The sequence below is a fragment of the Arthrobacter sp. 2762 genome (assembly GCF_040548745.1).
In the GTDB taxonomy this organism is placed as follows: domain Bacteria; phylum Actinomycetota; class Actinomycetes; order Actinomycetales; family Micrococcaceae; genus Arthrobacter.
This window is the reverse complement of the sequence record NZ_JBEPSI010000003.1, coordinates 14,899-32,796: the sequence shown is the minus strand read 5'-3', so window position 1 is coordinate 32,796 and position 17,898 is coordinate 14,899. Positions and strand designations below refer to the sequence as shown.

The 17,898-nt window shown below is 60.3% G+C and carries 19 protein-coding genes, 2 tRNA genes and 1 other RNA gene; 11 read left to right on the top strand and 11 right to left on the bottom strand.

Going from position 1 to position 17,898, the window contains the following annotated elements:
• Window positions 1-35 precede the first annotated feature (35 nt).
• A complete protein-coding gene (locus tag ABIE18_RS06760; RefSeq protein WP_499721921.1) occupies window positions 36-941 on the top strand; it encodes an acyl-CoA thioesterase in 906 nt (301 codons plus the stop codon).
• Window positions 942-1,035: 94 nt separating this feature from the next.
• On the opposite strand, the gene ettA is transcribed toward ABIE18_RS06760, so the two are convergent.
• Both ettA and ABIE18_RS06750 read right to left on the bottom strand, forming a co-directional pair.
• On the bottom strand, window positions 1,036-2,718 hold the full coding sequence (gene ettA / locus ABIE18_RS06755; RefSeq protein WP_499721920.1) for an energy-dependent translational throttle protein EttA: 1,683 nt from the start codon (window positions 2,716-2,718) through the stop codon (window positions 1,036-1,038).
• A gap of 82 nt (window positions 2,719-2,800) precedes the next feature.
• On the bottom strand, window positions 2,801-3,244 hold the full coding sequence (locus tag ABIE18_RS06750) for a DUF6993 domain-containing protein (RefSeq protein ID WP_499721918.1): 444 nt from the start codon (window positions 3,242-3,244) through the stop codon (window positions 2,801-2,803).
• Between the two features lie 148 nt (window positions 3,245-3,392).
• Here ABIE18_RS06750 and ABIE18_RS06745 point away from each other — a divergent pair, with 148 nt between their 5' ends.
• Window positions 3,393-3,839 carry an SRPBCC family protein gene (locus ABIE18_RS06745; protein ID WP_499721916.1) on the top strand — a complete coding sequence of 149 codons (447 nt, stop codon included), beginning with the start codon at window positions 3,393-3,395 and terminating at the stop codon, window positions 3,837-3,839.
• Between the two features lie 70 nt (window positions 3,840-3,909).
• Here ABIE18_RS06745 and ABIE18_RS06740 read toward each other — a convergent pair.
• Window positions 3,910-3,982 (bottom strand) — tRNA-Arg (locus tag ABIE18_RS06740).
• A gap of 220 nt (window positions 3,983-4,202) precedes the next feature.
• Between ABIE18_RS06740 and ABIE18_RS06735 the strand changes: the two genes are divergently transcribed.
• The gene (locus ABIE18_RS06735; RefSeq protein ID WP_499721915.1) at window positions 4,203-4,760 is read left to right on the top strand and encodes a single-stranded DNA-binding protein; all 558 of its coding nucleotides are present in this window, start codon (window positions 4,203-4,205) and stop codon (window positions 4,758-4,760) included.
• A 69-nt stretch (window positions 4,761-4,829) separates the two neighbouring features.
• On the top strand, window positions 4,830-5,429 hold the full coding sequence (locus ABIE18_RS06730; RefSeq protein ID WP_499721914.1) for a GNAT family N-acetyltransferase: 600 nt from the start codon (window positions 4,830-4,832) through the stop codon (window positions 5,427-5,429).
• A gap of 66 nt (window positions 5,430-5,495) precedes the next feature.
• Here ABIE18_RS06730 and map read toward each other — a convergent pair whose 3' ends face one another.
• On the bottom strand, window positions 5,496-6,263 hold the full coding sequence (gene map, locus ABIE18_RS06725; protein WP_499721912.1) for a type I methionyl aminopeptidase: 768 nt from the start codon (window positions 6,261-6,263) through the stop codon (window positions 5,496-5,498).
• A 185-nt stretch (window positions 6,264-6,448) separates the two neighbouring features.
• On the opposite strand from map, the gene ABIE18_RS06720 reads away from it, so the two are divergent.
• Entirely contained in the window at window positions 6,449-7,135 is a 687-nt protein-coding gene (locus ABIE18_RS06720) for a DNA alkylation repair protein (protein WP_499721910.1), read from the top strand.
• Between the two features lie 38 nt (window positions 7,136-7,173).
• Here the strand turns inward: ABIE18_RS06720 and mptB are convergent, their stop codons facing one another.
• On the bottom strand, window positions 7,174-8,730 hold the full coding sequence (gene mptB, locus ABIE18_RS06715; protein WP_431115488.1) for a polyprenol phosphomannose-dependent alpha 1,6 mannosyltransferase MptB: 1,557 nt from the start codon (window positions 8,728-8,730) through the stop codon (window positions 7,174-7,176).
• Between the two features lie 149 nt (window positions 8,731-8,879).
• On the opposite strand from mptB, the gene orn reads away from it, so the two are divergent.
• The 4 genes from orn to ABIE18_RS06695 all read left to right on the top strand — a co-directional run bounded on the left by orn (window position 8,880) and on the right by ABIE18_RS06695 (window position 11,303).
• On the top strand, window positions 8,880-9,515 hold the full coding sequence (gene orn, locus ABIE18_RS06710) for an oligoribonuclease (protein WP_224090726.1): 636 nt from the start codon (window positions 8,880-8,882) through the stop codon (window positions 9,513-9,515).
• Between the two features lie 132 nt (window positions 9,516-9,647).
• Window positions 9,648-9,720: transfer RNA gene (locus ABIE18_RS06705), tRNA-His, on the top strand.
• 136 nt (window positions 9,721-9,856) lie between these two features.
• Window positions 9,857-10,429: a peptide deformylase gene (def, locus tag ABIE18_RS06700; protein WP_499721909.1), complete on the top strand. Its 573-nt coding sequence runs from the start codon at window positions 9,857-9,859 to the stop codon at window positions 10,427-10,429.
• A gap of 4 nt (window positions 10,430-10,433) precedes the next feature.
• Window positions 10,434-11,303, top strand: coding sequence for an acyltransferase domain-containing protein (locus ABIE18_RS06695; protein WP_499721907.1), 870 nt, complete (start codon window positions 10,434-10,436; stop codon window positions 11,301-11,303).
• Here ABIE18_RS06695 and ABIE18_RS06690 read toward each other — a convergent pair.
• The 4 genes from ABIE18_RS06690 to rnpB form a co-directional block, all read right to left on the bottom strand.
• Window positions 11,288-12,088, bottom strand: coding sequence for an HNH endonuclease family protein (locus tag ABIE18_RS06690; RefSeq protein WP_499721906.1), 801 nt, complete (start codon window positions 12,086-12,088; stop codon window positions 11,288-11,290). The genes ABIE18_RS06695 and ABIE18_RS06690 overlap by 16 nt on opposite strands.
• A gap of 122 nt (window positions 12,089-12,210) precedes the next feature.
• The gene (locus ABIE18_RS06685; protein WP_499721905.1) at window positions 12,211-12,420 is read right to left on the bottom strand and encodes a hypothetical protein; all 210 of its coding nucleotides are present in this window, start codon (window positions 12,418-12,420) and stop codon (window positions 12,211-12,213) included.
• A 71-nt stretch (window positions 12,421-12,491) separates the two neighbouring features.
• The gene (locus ABIE18_RS06680; RefSeq protein WP_499721904.1) at window positions 12,492-13,979 is read right to left on the bottom strand and encodes a glyceraldehyde-3-phosphate dehydrogenase; all 1,488 of its coding nucleotides are present in this window, start codon (window positions 13,977-13,979) and stop codon (window positions 12,492-12,494) included.
• Window positions 13,980-14,260: 281 nt separating this feature from the next.
• Window positions 14,261-14,652, bottom strand: an RNA gene (gene rnpB / locus ABIE18_RS06675) — RNase P RNA component class A.
• 57 nt (window positions 14,653-14,709) lie between these two features.
• Between rnpB and ABIE18_RS06670 the strand changes: the two genes are divergently transcribed.
• On the top strand, window positions 14,710-15,474 hold the full coding sequence (locus ABIE18_RS06670; RefSeq protein ID WP_499721903.1) for a YaaA family protein: 765 nt from the start codon (window positions 14,710-14,712) through the stop codon (window positions 15,472-15,474).
• Window position 15,475: 1 nt separating this feature from the next.
• Here the strand turns inward: ABIE18_RS06670 and ABIE18_RS06665 are convergent, their stop codons facing one another.
• Together ABIE18_RS06665 and ABIE18_RS06660 are read right to left on the bottom strand one after the other, a co-directional pair.
• A complete protein-coding gene (locus ABIE18_RS06665) occupies window positions 15,476-16,213 on the bottom strand; it encodes a zinc ribbon domain-containing protein (protein ID WP_499721902.1) in 738 nt (245 codons plus the stop codon).
• A 90-nt stretch (window positions 16,214-16,303) separates the two neighbouring features.
• On the bottom strand, window positions 16,304-17,215 hold the full coding sequence (locus ABIE18_RS06660) for a Nif3-like dinuclear metal center hexameric protein (protein WP_499721901.1): 912 nt from the start codon (window positions 17,213-17,215) through the stop codon (window positions 16,304-16,306).
• Between the two features lie 123 nt (window positions 17,216-17,338).
• Here ABIE18_RS06660 and msrA point away from each other — a divergent pair, with 123 nt between their 5' ends.
• A complete protein-coding gene (msrA, locus tag ABIE18_RS06655; protein ID WP_499721900.1) occupies window positions 17,339-17,863 on the top strand; it encodes a peptide-methionine (S)-S-oxide reductase MsrA in 525 nt (174 codons plus the stop codon).
• Window positions 17,864-17,898: the final 35 nt, after the last annotated feature.

The window sequence follows — 17,898 nt, the reverse complement described above, 5'->3', positions numbered from 1 at the left end:
TTGAGAGGGGTTCGGGGGCCGTCTAGAGTCGAACCATGACTGACACGAACGCCGGCCTCGAGGTTGAGGCACCTGCAGAAGATCCCACGGAAGTCCTGATTGGCCTCTTGGACCTGGGTGACTTCGACGGAGCCCGGACCAATGAGGACATCTTCCTTGGACCGTCCCAAAAACAGCCCCGGCATCGTGTCTTCGGCGGTCAGGTTTTGGCCCAATCCATGATGGCTGGCATGCGGACCGTGGAACCGGATCGGGTGGCGCACTCCATGCACGGCTATTTTCTGCGGCCCGGTGACGCCAACAAGCCCATCACGTTCGGTGTGGAACGGTTGCGTGACGGTCGGTCCTTCTCGGCGCGGCGCGTCCATGCTTATCAGGACGGCGTCCCCATCCTTTCGATGATTGCCTCGTTCCAGGTTGAAGATGAGGGCCTGGATCATCAAGCGGCAATGCCCGAAGGCATCCCCGAACCCGAATCCTTGCCCAGCACGGCAGAACTGCTGGCTCAATTCGACCACCCCTTGGCCCGGCACATGTCCTCGGAGCGGCCCTTCGACGTCCGTCACATCGACCCCGCTCTTTACGTGTCACCGCCAAGCGAGCAGGTGGCCACCAATGCCGTTTGGATGAAAACCATGGGACCCTTGCCGGACGACCCCAAGCTGCACCTGGCCGCGTTGGCGTACGCCAGCGACTACACCTTGTTGGAACCTATCCTCCGCAAGCACGGCCTCGCCTGGATGACACCGGGCATGAGCGTCGCAAGCCTCGATCACGCCATGTGGTGGCACCGGCCGGTCCGGGTGGACGAGTGGTTGCTGTACGTCCAGGAGTCCCCCAGCGCCCAAGGGGCACGTGGCTTGGCTACCGGGCGGATATTCAACCGCGAAGGCCTGCACGTTGCAACCGTGGCACAGGAGGGGATGGTCAGGATTCCGTAGGCTGCTACGTTAAGGCGTTATAGCACCAGCGTTAATGCAAAGAGGCCGGTCCCTGTTGGGACCGGCCTCTTGTGTTTTGCCTGGGGCGACCCGGTTAGTCGCGGGTCAGACGGCGGTGCGTCACGCGGTGCGGCTTGGCTGCATCGGGGCCGAGGCGCTCCACCTTGTTCTCCTCGTAGGAGTCGAAGTTACCTTCGAACCAGTACCACTTGGAGGGGTTCTCATCGTCACCTTCATAGGCGAGGATGTGGGTCGCCACCCGGTCCAGGAACCAACGGTCGTGGGAGACCACCACGGCACAGCCAGGGAACTCGAGCAGGGCGTTCTCGAGGCTGCTTAGGGTTTCGACGTCGAGGTCGTTAGTGGGCTCGTCAAGAAGCAGAAGGTTGCCACCCTGCTTAAGGGTCAATGCCAGGTTCAGGCGGTTACGCTCACCACCGGAGAGGACCCCAGCCTTCTTCTGCTGGTCCGGCCCCTTGAAGCCAAACGCCGAAACGTAAGCTCGCGAAGGCATTTCGACTTGGCCGACCTGGATGTAGTCATGACCTTCGGAAACAACTTCCCAGAGAGACTTATTGGGATCGATGCCGCCACGGGACTGGTCCACGTAGGAGATCTTCACGGACTCGCCGATCTTGAGCTCACCATCGTCCAGAGGCTCCATGCCGACGATGGTTTTGAACAAGGTGGACTTACCCACACCGTTCGGTCCAATAACGCCAACTATGCCGTTGCGGGGCAATGAGAAGGAGAGGTCTTCGATCAGGACACGATCATCGAAGCCCTTCTTCAGCTTCTTGGCCTCGATCACCACGGAACCCAGGCGCGGACCCGGCGGAATCTGGATCTCTTCGAAGTCGAGCTTGCGCGTGCGCTCGGCCTCTGCAGCCATTTCTTCATAGCGGGCAAGACGGGCCTTTGACTTGGTCTGACGGCCCTTGGCGTTGGAGCGCACCCATTCAAGTTCTTCGGTAAGGCGCTTGGACAGCTTTGCGTCCTTCTTACCTTGGACCTCAAGGCGGGCCTTCTTCTTCTCCAGGTAGGTGGAGTAGTTACCTTCGTACGGGTAAAGGTGGCCGCGGTCGACTTCTGCGATCCACTCAGCCACGTGATCCAGGAAGTAACGGTCGTGAGTCACGGCAAGGACGGCACCGGGATACTGGGAGAGGTGCTGCTCAAGCCAAAGAACGCTCTCGGCGTCCAAGTGGTTGGTGGGCTCGTCAAGGAGCAGAAGGTCCGGCTTCTGGAGCAGAAGCTTGCAGAGCGCTACGCGGCGGCGCTCACCACCGGAGAGGACAGTGACATCGGAATCAGCCGGCGGGCATCGCAGGGCGTCCATGGCCTGCTCGAGCTGGGAATCGATATCCCAGGCATCGGCAGCGTCAATCGCTTCCTGCAACTTACCCATCTCATCGAGGAGAGTGTCGTAGTCCGCATCCGGGTTCGCCATCTCTTCGGAGATCTCGTTGAAACGCTGGATCTTGCCGTAGATCTCGCCAACGCCTTCCTGGACGTTGCCAAGGACGGTCTTTTCCTCATTCAGTGGCGGTTCCTGCAAGAGGATGCCCACGGTGTAACCGGGGCTCAGGCGGGCCTCGCCGTTTGAAGGAGTGTCCAGCCCGGCCATGATCTTCAGGATGGTGGACTTGCCAGCACCGTTCGGGCCCACGACGCCAATCTTCGCGCCAGGGTAGAACGACATGCTGACATCGTCCAAAATAAGTTTGTCGCCAACGGCCTTGCGAGCCTTGGTCATCGTGTAAATGAATTCCGCCATGCCCTTAAATCTAGTGGGTAGGCGGACAGATCTCACATTCGGTGCTATTGGGCACTGCCGGCAGCTCCTTGGGGCGGTGCTCCTAGCGAACGCTGCCCACGAAGCATTTCCCGGTGGCAAGTACCGGCAGAACGCTCATCACGACGCCTCCATCCCGGATCTGGCCCATGACGCAACTATCCCCTGCGAGCGCCGCAGCTTCCAACGCATCGACATCAAGTCCCGTGGGCGTCCGGCTGACGGACACTTCCACGTTGGCTTTGGGAATGCCCGCCGATACCAAGGCTGCGCGAACGGATTCCGAATCCGGCTTGGGGTTGGCGGCCACGATTTTCTTCAGTGCCGCCTCCACAGCCGTGCTCGTGGACACTACTGCAGGGTCCATACTCGTTCCGCCGCCGGGCTGTTGGGATGCGGGGCTTGAAGAAGTGATGCCTGCGGTGGGTGTATGGGGGGACGCGGCACATGCAGGCAGCGCCAGCGCAGCAACAATGACCAGGGCCGTCCCGACAGCCTTACCGTTCAACTGAAAATTTCTTGCACGACTCGGCTGCTCCACCCTGGTTCCCCTGCTCATCACAAAGCCATTGTGCCATTCCCATGGACGGCGGGCGGGCGTAGCGTGGGCCAAGTGGTGGCGCGCCTGAACCGGCGGCCGCGGGAAGGAGAAACTCATGGAAGGAAAAATCCCCTACGCCGAGGCGTCGATCACCGTTGCCGCCCCGCGCGCGCAGGTATGGAAGGCTCTTACGGAGCCTGGCCTCATCAAGGAATACTTCCTCGGAACCAATGTCGAAACGACGTGGCGGGTAGGCGATCCCATCACTTACTCCGGCGAGTACAACGGCAAGGAATACGAGGACAAGGGCGTCATCCTTGCCTTCGAACCATTGCAGCTCTTGAAGACCACTCACTACAGTCCATCATCGGGACTTCCCGATTCCCCCGGGAACTATCACACGGTCGAATACCGGCTGGACGATGCGGACGAAGGAACATCCGTAACTATTTCGCAGGGCAACAACAAGAGCGAAGAAGAAGTGAAGCATTCCGCAGCGACATGGCGCATGGTTCTTCAAAACCTCAAGGAATTTCTTGAGTCGCAGCCCAAAATTTCTTGAGTCAGAGGCCAGGAGCCAAGCAGTTAAAAACCAATCCCCCGGAACCCTGTAGGTTCCGGGGGATTTCTCGTGCCCCAGGAGGGAATCGAACCCCCGACCGGCGGATTAGAAGGCCGCTGCTCTATCCCCTGAGCTACTGGGGCGCACAGGCGCCAATACAAGCCTATGCCGCTGGCGCCACAAAGAGTTTACAGTGCATTCGCCACTGCAGCCTGCCAGCCACGCCTACAGACACTGCCCCTCCACAACAACCCTGCGAGCCGGAGTTATTCACATAGGCCACGACCGCACTCCTCTACCTGGTTTGCGTGGATGAAGCTAAGAGGGCCGGACGGGCACTTTCCTACATCGAGAAGGACCACCATGAACGACACCATTACTCTTCGAGGCTTCGTAGCCTCGGAAGTCAAGAGTTCGACCACTACACGCGGTACGTCCACTGCTTCCTTTCGTCTTGGGACAACTGAACGCCGCTATGACCGGGCCAGCAATACATGGGTGGACGGCAATACCAACTGGTACACGGTGCAATCCTTTCGCTACTTAGCCGGCCACGTCGGCTGCAGCGTGAAGAAGGGTCAACGCGTCATCGTCGTCGGAAAGCTACGCCTGCGGCAGTGGGAACACGAGGGCAGGATCTACCATGTGGCAGAAGTCGACGCGGAATCAGTCGGGCACGATCTCATGTGGGGCTCTGCGAACTTCACCCGGATGAACGGGACGTCGGCTCCAGCTGACACGAACCCGTCCGGCGAGGCAGCTGGGAAGCTTGGAGATCCGGAGATTGAGTGGGAGTCCGGCGACAACGAACAAGCGCCCCCGGAGGAGGAGACAGAAACAGTCGACGTCGATGATCCGGACGGCGCCGGTCCGATGTTGGTGAACACCACCACAGGTGAGCTGGTGGGCGCCGGGGCTTGAACTTCCGTGTCGGGGGACCGCGATGAAACTCGTGGGACCAGCCCCGCGGGTGGAGATTATTCTGGGTCCATGGCATACGACGCAGCAGCTCCCCGGCTGGAGACCGCTCCTGCATCCTGGGAGGCCGTGGAGGAGTTATTCGGGGTCAAGGGCGAGCCATCCCGGTGTTGGTGCCGCTGGTTCGCCCTCCCCGGCAAGGAGTTCAGGTCCAAGGCACCAAACGAACTCAAGGAACTCCTGCGGGCACGCTTCGACGAGGATCCAGAGCCAGGGGTGCTGGCATTCCGGGGCGGTCAGGCGGTCGGCTGGTGCGCTGTGGAACCGCGGGCAAACTATCCCCGCTTGGAACGGTCGCAGCTACTTCGGGCAGCGGACGTGCCGCCCGTTGACTTTGGCACTCTTTGGTCGGTGAGCTGTTTTGTGGTTTCACCGAATCATCGGCGATCAGGTGTTGCCGGGACGTTACTCCGGGCAGCCGTGAACCATGCCTTCAATAATGGGGCTACTACCCTGGAGGCGTATCCCATCGATACCGACCTTCGTCCAAAAGCTGGTCCCTCGGACTTGTATCACGGCACGGTTTCGCTGTTCATCGAAGGCGGGTTCTCTGTGGTTTCGACTCCCATTCCCGGGCGCGCCATCGTTCGCCTCAACACCAGGCCAGCATAAGAAATCACGTAAGAAACCCGAGCAAAATTCAATACGTCGCCGGGGTGGCAACTGACATCGAGGCATCTACGGCAATGTCAGGATCATGGGCCCATCAGAGGTGATAGCGACGGTGTGCTCACTATGGGCGGCCTTGTTTCCGCTGGCTGAGCGCAGAGTCCACTCATCGTCATCGTGGTAGTAGTCATCCTTACCGCCCAGGATGAGCATTGGTTCGATGGCGATGACCAACCCCTCTTCAAGCTTGATGCCCCTGCCCGGCCTGCCGATGTTGGGGACTGGCGGTTCAGCGTGCATTGTCCGGCCGATACCGTGGCCCCCGTGATCGGCCAACAAACCGTATCCAGCACGTTTGGCCTCGCCACCGATTGCATAGGCGAGGTCGCCCATCTTGTTGCCCACACGGGCAGCTTCGATACCCCGGGCGAGCGCAGATTCTGTGGCATCGATCAGCGCCTGGTCCACCGGATCTGCCGTCCCCACGATGAAGCTGATGGCAGCATCTCCACACCAGCCTTCGAGGAAGGCGCCGCAATCCACACTAAGAAGGTCCCCGTCCTGGAGGACGTAGCCATTTGGTATTCCATGCACCACCGCGTCATTGACACTGGCACAGATTACCCCGGGAAACGGGACGGCTGCCCACCGCGGGTGGTAATCCAGGAAGGCCGGTTTGGCCCCCGCGCCTTCAATAACGTCCGCAGCGACCTCATCCAGTTCCTTGAGGGAAACACCGACGTCCGCATGCTCCTTGACCGCTGCCAAGGCCTTGGCCACCACCCTGCCGGCCTCGCGCATCACCGAGATCTGATCTGGTGTCTTCAGCATGGACATGGGATTCCTCCGTTTTTACTGGGCGGGATCATTCGCTGTTCGGGATCATTCGCTGTTCGGGATCATCGTGGGACCCGCTGGCCCTTGGTTCCACTCTACGTGGGGCAGGTGGCTGCATGAGGTGGAGAACAAAGGGGAGTTCCCGGTTGAATACTTCCCAGGACGGCCGGTCATAGAGTTGGGGCATGGAGAACAAGTACTTGCTTGAGGCCATCCGCTCAACCCTTCGCTCCGCCGGGGACGCTGAGCGTGCCCGGGGAGCCCAGGCGTATATGAAGTCGGACATGCCCTCGTGGGGGATCCGGGTTCCTGAGGTGCGCAGGATCGCCAAGGCCGCAGCCAAGCAGTTTCCCAGCTCTTCACCGGTCAGCCTTCGCGAGGCCGTTCTTGATTTGTGGCGGAATGCCCAGGCGCGCGAAGAACGATATGCAGCCATTGAATTGACGGGCCTGCCAATGGTCAAGGAAGACCTTGCCATGCTGCCGGTTTATGAGGAAATAATTCGCACTGGCGCCTGGTGGGACCTCGTCGACGGGGTGGCCCACCGTCTCTGCGCACTCCTGCTTGCCCACAGGTCCACCATGACGCCTCTTTTGCTCCAATGGTCCACGGACCAGGACATGTGGATCCGAAGGGCGTCCATCACTGCGCAATTGGCAGCCAAGGGCCTGACGGACCCGGGACTGCTGGCGGCTGTTATCAAACCCAACCTTGCCGACAATGAGTTCTTCATCCGGAAGGCCATCGGATGGGCCTTGCGGGAGTACAGCAAGACAAACCCTGAGTGGGTCAGGGCATTCGCCGCAGAGAACGCTCCAGCCCTCAGCCCGCTCTCCACACGCGAAGCAATACGGCTTCTTTCATCCCATTAAGCATCCCGCCAAGAGCGGTCAGAAGACTCAGGCAATCCTCAGATGATCGGCCGCAGGCCTGGCTCGTCGCGCTTACGGAAGAGGCTCTTCGTCTTCGGATCCACGAAGATCAAGTAAACGGCAAACAGGAGCGCGATGATGGCTGCCGCGTTCCGCGCCAGTGTCAGGGCAAGGCCAAGATCCTCGCTCTGAAGATAGGGGAACACATCCAGTTGGTCTGAGATGGCGTAAACCATGAAGAACGACACCACGAAGTAGACCGCCTTCACCTGCCAGTCATTGCGTATGCCCGTCACCGCAAACAACGGAATCAGCCACACGACATACCACGACTGGATCATCGGAGCCAACAGGACGATCGCCGCAAAGGCCAAGGTGAGCCGGCGCATCAGGCGGTCGTGTTCTCCCCGGAAGACCTGCCAGGCGATGGCTCCCACCATCAGCACTTTGCCGGCGTCGTAAACCCACTTGGCCATGCCCCAGCCGTCAAGTCCAAAGACATTGAAGATCGACGCGACAACCAGGCCAATCAAGCCGATGGGTGCGTACCAAATCCAGACGCTCCCAGGGGCAGACAAACCCTTCACCCATCCAAACCCAAACCCGTTGACCAGGCTCATGGCGTACAGGAGGCCAAAGGTCAGGGCGGCTGTCAGGAACCAGAAAAGGATCTTGCGCGGCCATGACGCACCCTTGCCCGCCCAGAGCAAGCCAATAAAAGGCAGGAAGACCACAGTAATTGGCTTGACCGAAATGGAGAGTGTCACCAGCACCAGGCCCAGGACCACGCGGCGGGTGGCGCAGTAGTACAGGCCTGCCAAGGCCAGCCCAATCATGAGGGCGTCGTTATGGACACTGGCAATGAAGTTGGTGAGAAAGAGGGGGTTGGCGGCTGTCAACCATAGTGCACGGTGCGGATTGACGCCGTGGAGTTCTGCCAGCTTGGGTACGTAGATGATGCAAAGTATTACGCCCGCAACTGCCACCAGCCTGAACAGCATGATGCAAGCCTCAGGTTGGACATTGGTCACCCAAACAACAAATTGTTCGATCCAAAGGAAGAGCTGACCGTAGGGAACGGGTGCTTCCGTCCACATCTTGTCGGCACCCAATTGGAAGTAGTTCGGGAGGGCGGAAATCCCATTCTCGTAGGGATTCATTCCCTCAACCATGAGTCTGCCTTGCCCGATGTAGGCGTAGACGTCCCTACTGAACAGCGGGACAGTGAACATCATGGGCAGTCCCCAGGCCACCACAGCCTGCAAGGTGGCCTTGCGGGCTTGGAGTCCCCAGACCCGAACACGTTGCCCCAGGCGCAGCCAAGCCCGGACAAGCAGCATGCCACCAACAGCCAGCAGGACGATGGACAGCGCGACGCCCACACCTTCGGTACGCATCCAGATGAAAAGCGGAAGCCGGCGAAGTTCAGACACTGGCGCGAGCCAGCCAACGCCCAGCGAGCCGAAGACAAGGAACATCGAACCAATGAAACCGGCGATCAGCGGGGACCTGGCGTTATCCACTTCGCTGGCAGCAGCATCCGCAGGCGGCGCTTCTTTCCCTGCCTTCTGGGCGGCGGGTACAGGCACCGTCATGTGGTCTTCATCCAATCGTTTGCCCGTTGCGTTCCGGGACAGAAATCTGAATCTCTGGGGGCTGTCCACGACAGGAAGAAAGGACACTGCCGTGCTCAAAAATCCTACCATCGGAGCAGTTGGAACCGCCTGAACGATAGGCTAGGCGCGTGCCTATTACTAATGAACGCATCGTCTGGATTGACTGCGAAATGACCGGCTTGGACCTCAAGAACGACGCCCTGATCGAGGTTGCGGCGCTTGTGACGGACTCCGAGCTCAACATCCTGGGCGATGGCGTGGACGTCGTCATCAAGCCCGACGACGCCGCGCTGGAGCAGATGAACGACTTCGTTCGCGACATGCACACCCGCTCCAAACTCCTTGACGAACTCCCCCACGGCAAGACGATGGCCGAGGCCGAAGCGCAGGTGCTGGAGTACATCGAGAAGTGGGTTCCGGACCCCCGCAAGGCCCCGTTGGGAGGCAACTCGGTGGGCACGGACAGGATGTTCCTGGCCAGGGACATGCCGAACATCGTGGAGCACCTCCACTATCGCGTCATCGATGTCAGTACCATCAAGGAACTCTCGCGCCGCTGGTTCCCGCGGGCCTACTTCCAGTCGCCGGCCAAGCATGGCGGACACCGCGCACTGGGAGACATCAAGGATTCCATCGACGAGCTCCGCTACTACAGGCAGGCTGTTTTTGTACCCGCGCCGGGACCCGACACTGCCACGGCCCAGCGCATCTCCAAGGACATCACGGCCACCGCTGAGACTCTGGGTTCAACAGAAACTATGTGATCTGCGCCATTTTTGAAGGTTTTTTCGTCGAAACCGGCAAAAGTGGACTTTTCACCCCAAAACAGCAGGTAAGCTATTTGTCGTTGCCTTCACAGAATGCCGGTCATACGGACATACTGAAAAAGGCACATGGTGGGCGTAGCTCAGTTGGCAGAGCGCCTGGTTGTGGTCCAGGAGGTCGCGGGTTCAACCCCCGTCGCTCACCCCGCCGAGATTGGCTCAAAAGCCGGTTTCCACAAAGGCCGCACCGGTTATCCGGTGCGGCCTTTGTGTTGTTTTGGCCCGCCTGCAGTCCCATGGGTTGCTTCCGGAACACAGCGATCGACTAAGGAAGAGCTGACATGACCGTCCTGCCAGTGACCATTTGGGGCGAACCCGTTTTGCACCGTCGGGCAAGCGAAGTCGAAGTATTCGACGACGATCTCCGAAAAATCATCGCCGACATGTTCGAAACCAATGAAGCCGCGAACGGAGTGGGCCTCGCCGCGCCCCAGGTGGGAGTCGGGAAGCGCATCTTTGTGTATAAGTACGCCAACGACGACGACGCGCCTGACCAAGGCGTTCTGGTCAATCCCGTTTTGACCCTCTCAAAGATCTCCGGAGCCCTCCCCGACCCGGAAGAGCACATAGAGGGCTGCCTGTCCTTCCCCGGAGAGCACTACCCTCTGCAGCGCGCCGAGTGGGCCCGTGTCCAAGGCTTTGACGGTGACGGAAACCCTGTCGACTTCGAAGCTACGGGCTGGTTCGCCCGAGTCATGCAACACGAGTACGACCATTTGGACGGCAAGCTTTACGTCAACCGACTTGTGGACCGATATGCCAGGAAGGCAATGAAGCAGGCCAAGAAGAACGGTTGGGGCGTTGCCGGATTGACATGGATGCCTGGCGTCGACCCTGATCCCTTCGGACACTGATCCGATGAACCAAGAACGCCATGCAGAGTTGTTTCAGCTCCTGGACATTACAGGCGAGGACGCCGTGGAATGCGCCGCGCTCTTGGACGGAAACCCCAGCGGCCACGTCTTGGACGCATTGGAACTGCTGCAGCAACGGCTTGGCACTTTTCCGGCCGATAGCATTTCTCCCGACCAGATTTCGCCCAACCCGATTTCTCCCGGCCAGCCCCGCGAGACCGTCTGGATCGAAGCACTGCTCCGCTTCGCGCCCAGAGTCCATGCGTACCATGTGGAGTTGGGAATCAGCGCCGACGTGTCAGCAGCCACCCTGGCTGACGTGGGGCTCCAGCTCCGCATCAACCGCCGCGTCCATGGACATTTCGGTTTGGACACCTGGAGCTGGCTGACGTTACATATGGCGGGGAATCTGTTCCGGCTCGGCCGGTTGCAATTCCATTTGATACGAAGCGGGCGTGACGACGGGCCAGGGGGCAACATGGCATACACATCCGGTTGGGTCCTGGGCGTCCACATTCCTGAGGACGGCGGCCTCTCCCCCGCGCTGGTGGACGCCAGCTTTGACGAGGCGCGCTCGTTCTTTCCCCACTATTTCCCGGATAAGCCGGCCACTGTGGCCACGTGCGAGTCCTGGATGCTGGATCCTTACTTGGTTGAAAGGCTTCCCAACAGCAACATCGCATCCTTCGCCTGCCGTTTCACCCTGGATCGGTGCACCGATGCCCCCACTGATGCCGTGTACTTCACGTTCAGGCAGCGGGGCCTGGAGAACCTGGACAAACTACCCCGGGAAACTTCGCTCCAGCGCATAGTCCTTGAGAGAATCGACGACGGCGGTACCTGGCAACTGGGACACGGTCACCTGGCGCTGTAAATGGTCTGCTGATCCGGGCAAGAAGAGAGGACGCGCATCATGGCGTCCTTCTCCGCCTGCGTAACCCAGAGCTTGTAGGCTGCCTTGACGGAGATCTGCCGTGCTACGTAATGACACCGGAAGTTCTTGTTCGGCGGGAGCCAGGTGGCGGCGTCGCCTGCGCCCTTCTTCACATTCTCGGGCCCATCAGCCGCAATCAGGTTCAACGGATCATTTGCCAGCCTTTGGCGTTGCTGCACCGTTAATTGCTTGGCACCCTTCTGCCATGCGTCGGCCAGGGCGACAATGTGGTCAATCTGAACATCAGCGCTGGTGTCCTGGCCCCGGCGGAAGGTCACGTGGACGCCCGTGTAGGGTTCCTGAAACTCTCCAGTGGCAACCTTGCATGAGGAACCGCTGGTGAACTCCACGGACGACAGGTCCCTGCGCAGGATGTCGTTCCTGGTATCGCACCCGTTTCGATCGGCATCCAGCCACGCCTGGCCGAATGCGGTTCGCTCATAGTCTTCCTGGGATGCCCGTCCCTTAACTTCCAGCTGTGCCAGTGCCGCGCTTGCCTTCTCCGCGGGAACGGCCTCGATGCCGGTAATGGGTTTCATCCAAGCCGGATTAAATACCGGCGCATCACTGGGACCGGCGACCCATGGCTCGGCCGCATTGAACTGGCCCGTGGTGAAGAACCAAGACAGTCCTGCCACCAGGGTTGCGGCCACTAATCCTAGAATGGCCCAGGCTTGGCGGGATCGTCTGCGCGCGCGTTTGTAGGCAGACCAGGTGATACTCAAGGGGCTCCGTCCAGTTGGGGTGGGTGGTGTCCTTCGAGCGTAGGACACGGCACCGACAGCCAGAGCCGATATCCACAGTGTGTAGGAGAAGTCACACTGCAGTGATGGGGAACTTCCCCGGGTTACTGCTCACGCATAACGCGTTGGAGGTCTTCAGCAGCCACCTCCAACAGCGTACGCAATTGCTGGACGCGTTCGTCGCTGACGTCCCCCGCGGCGTTTGCTGCCACGGCCTGGTCCAGCAGTTTCTGTGCCTGCTTGTGGTTGGCCCGTGCTACATCCAGCGCGTGTTCCAGCGTTGTCTCGTGTTCCAAAGTCGATTCATTTTCCATGAACCCATTTTGGTCAGGTTTCCCGGCTGATACCAGTAACACAGCCGGGAAACCCGCGAATACTTCCCGGTTTAGGCGTTGGCTGCCTCAAGGACTGCAATAGGCGCCACGATGTCGCGGGCAGGGAAGGACGGCGGGTTGACGCCGGCCATTTCCTCCATGACACGGACCACCTGGCAGGAGTAGCCGAATTCGTTGTCGTACCAAACGTAGAGCACGAGGTTCTTGTCGTTGGAAATAGTGGCCAGACCGTCAACGATGCCTGCGCGGCGGGAACCAACGAAGTCGCTGGAGACAACGTCCGGCGAGTCGATGTAGTCGATCTGCTTCCGCAACGGCGAGTGCAGCGACATTTCGCGGAGGTAGTCGTTGACCTCATCGCGTGTGGTGCCGTTGGCAAGGTTGAGGTTCAGGATCGCCATGGACACATCCGGGGTAGGTACGCGGATCGCATTACCGGTGAGCTTGCCCTGAAGTTCCGGAAGCGCCTTGGCAACAGCCTTGGCTGCACCTGTCTCCGTGATAACCATGTTCAGCGCTGCCGAACGGCCGCGGCGGTCTCCCTTGTGGAAGTTGTCGATCAGGTTTTGGTCGTTCGTGAACGAGTGCACCGTTTCAACATGGCCGTGGATGATACCGAATTTATCGTTGATGGCCTTCAGTACCGGAGTAATGGCGTTGGTTGTGCACGACGCAGCCGTGACGATCTTGTCGTCATCGGAGATGTCGGACTGGTTGATTCCGTGGACGATGTTCTTCAGATCGCCCTTGCCCGGAGCCGTCAGCAGGACGCGCGAAACACCCTTGCTTTGCAGGTGCTGGGACAGGCCCTCCGCATCGCGCCAACGTCCGGTGTTGTCCACTACCAGGGCGTCCTTGATGCCATAGGCGGTGTAGTCCACGGTTGCGGGGTTGTCGGAGTAAATGACCTGGACCTGAACGCCGTTGGCGGTGATGGTGTTGGCTTCTTCGTCCACGCGGATGGTTCCTTCAAAGGAACCGTGTACGGAGTCGCGGCGCAGGAGGCTGGCACGCTTGACGAGGTCGTTCTCGGCGCCCTTGCGGACAACGATGGCACGCAGCCGCAGGCCATGCCCGCCACCGGCCTTTTCAATCAGGATGCGGGCCAGGAGGCGGCCGATGCGGCCAAAGCCGTACAGCACGACGTCGGTGCTGGTGCGGTCATCAGCGCCACGCTTTCCGACGATTTCGGCGAGCTCTGCCCGCAGGAACTCATCCAAGGAGGTGCCGTTGCCCTCGACGCGGAACTTCTCCGTGAGACGGGCAATGTCGATTGCGGCCGCACCGAGTTCCAGCTCAGCAAGAGCGTTCAACAGGGGTGCGGTTTCTTCGAGCAGCAGCTCGGTGTTGCTCATCCGGCGCGCAAAGCGGTGGGCCTTCAGGATGTTCATGGTCGACTTGTTGATCAGGCTCCGGCCGTGGATGCTCGTGACCACGTTGTTTTCCCGGTACAACCGGCCGATCACCGGAATCATGGCCTCGGCGAGAGCCTCCCGGCCCATCCACTTATCAAGACAAGAATCTGACGTCTGGCTCACAGAACTACCTTCCTTGGGTCAACCACATACGTCCTCGTATGCAGATGGCGGCCGCCCGGAGTAATCCTGCGGCACGGGCACTGGCCGGGCTTCGGTCCACCCACAGCGCCTTGAACGATTGCAAAGAAAAGACCGCCGGCTGCGAACGCAGTCCCGGCGGCAGAACATCTACGTTCATAACAAGTCTAAGGCGGAAGGGCGCCCTCTTGGGTGCCGGAGGGCGTGAAATCACTCACATGGCAGTCACAATGGACGTATGCCCGGGACCTCAGTGGCAAATGTGGATGGGTTGACCGATACGCCGGGTTCTGTCATCCCTTGCCGTTGCCGGCAAAGGAGTGGCGGCCATCCATCTACGAACGCCGTTGCCGACGCCCTCCAGCAGCCTACCCGGACACTCGGGCGAGCAGCCCTCAAACGTGTCCTGTCTGGCCTTGCTCCGGGTGGGGTTTACCTAGCCTCCCCGGTCACCCAGGGAGCTGGTGGTCTCTTACACCACCGTTTCACCCTTACCTGCCGCGTGCTGATGCAAGCACCACCACGCGCAGGCGGTCTGTTTTCTGTGGCACTGGCCTGCGGGTTACCCCGAGTGGGCGTTACCCACCACCCTGCTCTGCGGAGCCCGGACGTTCCTCGAGCCACTTCCGTGACGCGCGACCGCCTGGTCAACCCATCCGCCGTCCAGTCTACCGGCGTCGAGGGTTGCCTCGGTCCCCGGTAATATCGTCTGGTGCTGATTCTGCTGCCGCCTTCCGAAGGCAAGACCCCCGCCGTCAAAGGTCCCGCCGTCGAATGGGAGTCACTCAGCTTTCCGGAGCTCAACCCGTACCGCGCCAAGGTCCTGGAATCGCTGGGCACCGTCAGTGCGCACGAGGACGCACTGGCATTGCTTGGCGTAGGCCCCTCGCTGAAGGACGACGTCGAACGTAATACCCGGCTGCACGCAGAACCGGCGGCGCCGGCCCACCAGGTGTACTCCGGAGTCCTGTATGACGCGCTCGGCTTCAATTCCATGACGCCGGCCCAACGACGCAAGGCAACCGAATCGATTTTGGTGGTTTCGGCACTGTGGGGTGCCATAGGTTTTGGTGACCATGTGCCGGCTTACCGGCTGTCCATGGGAACGGCACTGCCCGACGTCGGACGCCTCGCCTCCTTCTGGAAGCCGAACCTGAATGCGGCCCTCGCGAAACGGGCTGAAGGAGAATTGCTGGTTGATTGCCGTTCCAGCACGTACGCAGCTGCGTGGGCACCACCAGCAGCGCAGACCGTCACAGTGAACGTTTTCAACGAGGCAAACGGCAAGCGCACGGTGGTCAGCCACTTCGCCAAACACACCCGGGGTGAGTTTGCCAGGCATCTGCTGACCAGGCGCGGGAAGGCGCCCGCATCACCTGATCAACTGCTAAAAGCGGCCAAAGAGATCTGGCGGGCGGAACTCGTCCCCGGCACGGCCCGCAAGCCACACGCCCTTAACATCATTCTGGGCAGCTAGGTCAGTTCCACTCGGCCGAACGGACCAGGATGCATCCTGAATCAGGGCAAAAAACGATGTCGTCGTCAGCGGCGGCCTTGACTTCAGCGAGGTCGCCGGGGCTGAGCATCATGCCCGAACCTTCCGATTTACCGTGGAAGAGCCTGGCGGCGCCGACACCGCGCCTGGCAATCGTCTTCTCATAGACTGCAAGCATTCCGGCGTCGAGGGCCTCCGCGAAAGCGGCACGTTGTCCGCGGACCACGGTTTCCTCGGCCGCGATCTCAGCAATTGCCTCATCCAATTCGGCGCGGATGCTGGCAAATGAACCCTGGATGTCATCCACGATGGCCTGTTGTGCGGCCTGGCGTTCCCGCAGGGTGTCCAAACGCTCCAGGATTTCAAGCTCAACGTCCTCCAGGTCGGAGCGCCGCTTGTTAAGGGATGCAATGTCACTCTGAAGCGCCACCAGGTCCTTGGAGAGACCGGTTCCGCTGTTGAGCCTGGCCTCATCACGTTCGATGCGGGAGGCGACCTGCTCCACGTCCGCTTCGGAACGACGCAGTTCAGCTTCGGCGTCGTGCACCGCCATCTTGGCAGCGCCAAGTTCACCGTTGGCTACATTCAGTGCATCCTGCAGGTCAGCTATCCGCGGATCCGTTTCCAGCACCTTCCGGCGGCCGGCCAACGATTTGAGCTTGGCATCCAGTCCCTGCAGTTCAAGCAATTTCAGTTGTTCTGCCGGTGCTGCTTTCGCCACGCTTACCTCCGCTTGTGTCGCTTCCGGGCCTGGGGATCAGTTCCGGATGGACGGCCCGTGTTTATTGGGATCGTCCGTATCTTCTAGACTCTAGTCCCCGCCGGGAGTGAGTATGAAGTCCCAGGGATCGCTGTTGGTGCTGCTCACGCGGATCTCGACGTCGTAGCCCTGATCAGCCAGTACATTGCCGAGCGCTTCCGCGGCTACGGGCAGCCACAGCCATTCACTGGCAAAGTGCGAGACGTCAATGAGGTACGGACGGCCGTTGACGGCACCTTCCCGCGCCTCCGACGCCGGATGGTGCCGCATGTCTGCTGTCACATACACATCTGCGTTGCTGGCCCTGACGGCGTCGAACAAGCTGTCCCCAGCGCCACCACAGACGGCGACGCGCCGTAGCAGACCGTCCTTGTCGCCGGCCACGCGGACCCCTCCGGCCACCGCGGGGAGCATCCCGAAGACGCGGGCAGCGAAATCACCCAGGGTCATGAGCTCAGGAAGATCACCAACCCGGCCGATGCCTTCCTCGGGCAAGCCATTGGCGGCAGGGGTAAGTGGAGCAACATTTTCCAGGCCAAAGGCGTCCGCCAACACGTCCGATACGCCCCCGACGGCGGAGTCACCGTTGGTGTGGACGGTCAGGAGTCCGGTGCCCGCTTCGATAAGCCGGTGCACGGCCAAGCCCTTCGCAGAGGTGGCCGCGACGGAGTTCACCCCTTTGAGCAATAACGGATGATGCGTAATCAGGAGCCCGGCACCCCACTCAATGGCCTCGTCGATGACGGCCAGGGTGGGATCCACAGCAAACAGGATTCTGGTGATGGGCGTGGTGGGGCGCCCCACCACGAGGCCTACCTCATCCCAATCCTCAGCCAAGGACTCCGGCCAGAGTTCCTCAACAGCAAGCAACACCTGGCCAAGGGTCGGGTCCCCGCTTGCTTCCACTGTCCCGGCGTCGTCGCTGGAATCCGCATCAGAAATGGCGGTGTCTACTGCTTCCATACTCTTATTCTTACCTACTGGACCCGATGGGGCAGTCTTGGTGGCTGCCGTACCTGCCCAGGGCGTTATTCTCCCGTAAGGTATTGGGGGAATCATCAGGCCCTCCAATCCATTGAAGAGATCATGAAAACTTTTGTACTTGGTGGTGGATGCTTCTGGTGCCTTGATGCCGTGTACCAGAAAACCCGCGGTGTCAGTTCCGTGGTCTCCGGCTATACGGGAGGCCATGTCCGCAACCCTGACTATTACGACGTCTGCTCAGGAACGACGGGTCATGCGGAGGTGGTTGCGGTGACATTCGACGAAACCGTGGTGCCGGAGGAAGTCATTCTTGACATGTTCTTCGCGTTGCACGACCCCACCACGTTGAACAGGCAGGGCTACGACACAGGCACTCAATACCGTTCGTCAATGTTCTACACCACGACGGAGGAAAAGGTCCTCTTCGAAGAAGCCATCGAGCGCGCGCAAGCACTCTGGGCCGATCCGATTGTGACGGAAGTGAGCCGGCTACCCGAGTTCCATGAGGCAGAGGAAGTCCATCAGAACTATTACGCCAAATTCCCGTACCAGGGTTACTGCCAGGTCATCATCAATCCAAAACTGGCCAAAGCGCGGAAATATTACTCTGCATGGCTAACTGCTTAGCAGGGTTTCGATGCGGCTGGTTAGGCTGACCTCAG

What these genes read in the sequence shown, in the direction of transcription:
- ABIE18_RS06720 (WP_499721910.1), top strand. Translation starts at nt 6,449, where the DNA reads ATGGAGAACAAGTACTTGCTTGAGGCCATCCGCTCAACCCTTCGCTCC.
- ettA (WP_499721920.1), bottom strand. Translation starts at nt 2,718, where the DNA reads ATGGCGGAATTCATTTACACGATGACCAAGGCTCGCAAGGCCGTTGGC.
- mptB (WP_431115488.1), bottom strand. Translation starts at nt 8,730, where the DNA reads ATGACGGTGCCTGTACCCGCCGCCCAGAAGGCAGGGAAAGAAGCGCCG.
- ABIE18_RS06745 (WP_499721916.1), top strand. Translation starts at nt 3,393, where the DNA reads ATGGAAGGAAAAATCCCCTACGCCGAGGCGTCGATCACCGTTGCCGCC.
- map (WP_499721912.1), bottom strand. Translation starts at nt 6,263, where the DNA reads ATGTCCATGCTGAAGACACCAGATCAGATCTCGGTGATGCGCGAGGCC.
- ABIE18_RS06730 (WP_499721914.1), top strand. Translation starts at nt 4,830, where the DNA reads ATGGCATACGACGCAGCAGCTCCCCGGCTGGAGACCGCTCCTGCATCC.
- ABIE18_RS06660 (WP_499721901.1), bottom strand. Translation starts at nt 17,215, where the DNA reads ATGGAAGCAGTAGACACCGCCATTTCTGATGCGGATTCCAGCGACGAC.
- ABIE18_RS06735 (WP_499721915.1), top strand. Translation starts at nt 4,203, where the DNA reads ATGAACGACACCATTACTCTTCGAGGCTTCGTAGCCTCGGAAGTCAAG.
- ABIE18_RS06760 (WP_499721921.1), top strand. Translation starts at nt 36, where the DNA reads ATGACTGACACGAACGCCGGCCTCGAGGTTGAGGCACCTGCAGAAGAT.
- msrA (WP_499721900.1), top strand. Translation starts at nt 17,339, where the DNA reads ATGAAAACTTTTGTACTTGGTGGTGGATGCTTCTGGTGCCTTGATGCC.
- ABIE18_RS06695 (WP_499721907.1), top strand. Translation starts at nt 10,434, where the DNA reads ATGAACCAAGAACGCCATGCAGAGTTGTTTCAGCTCCTGGACATTACA.
- def (WP_499721909.1), top strand. Translation starts at nt 9,857, where the DNA reads ATGACCGTCCTGCCAGTGACCATTTGGGGCGAACCCGTTTTGCACCGT.
- ABIE18_RS06685 (WP_499721905.1), bottom strand. Translation starts at nt 12,420, where the DNA reads ATGGAAAATGAATCGACTTTGGAACACGAGACAACGCTGGAACACGCG.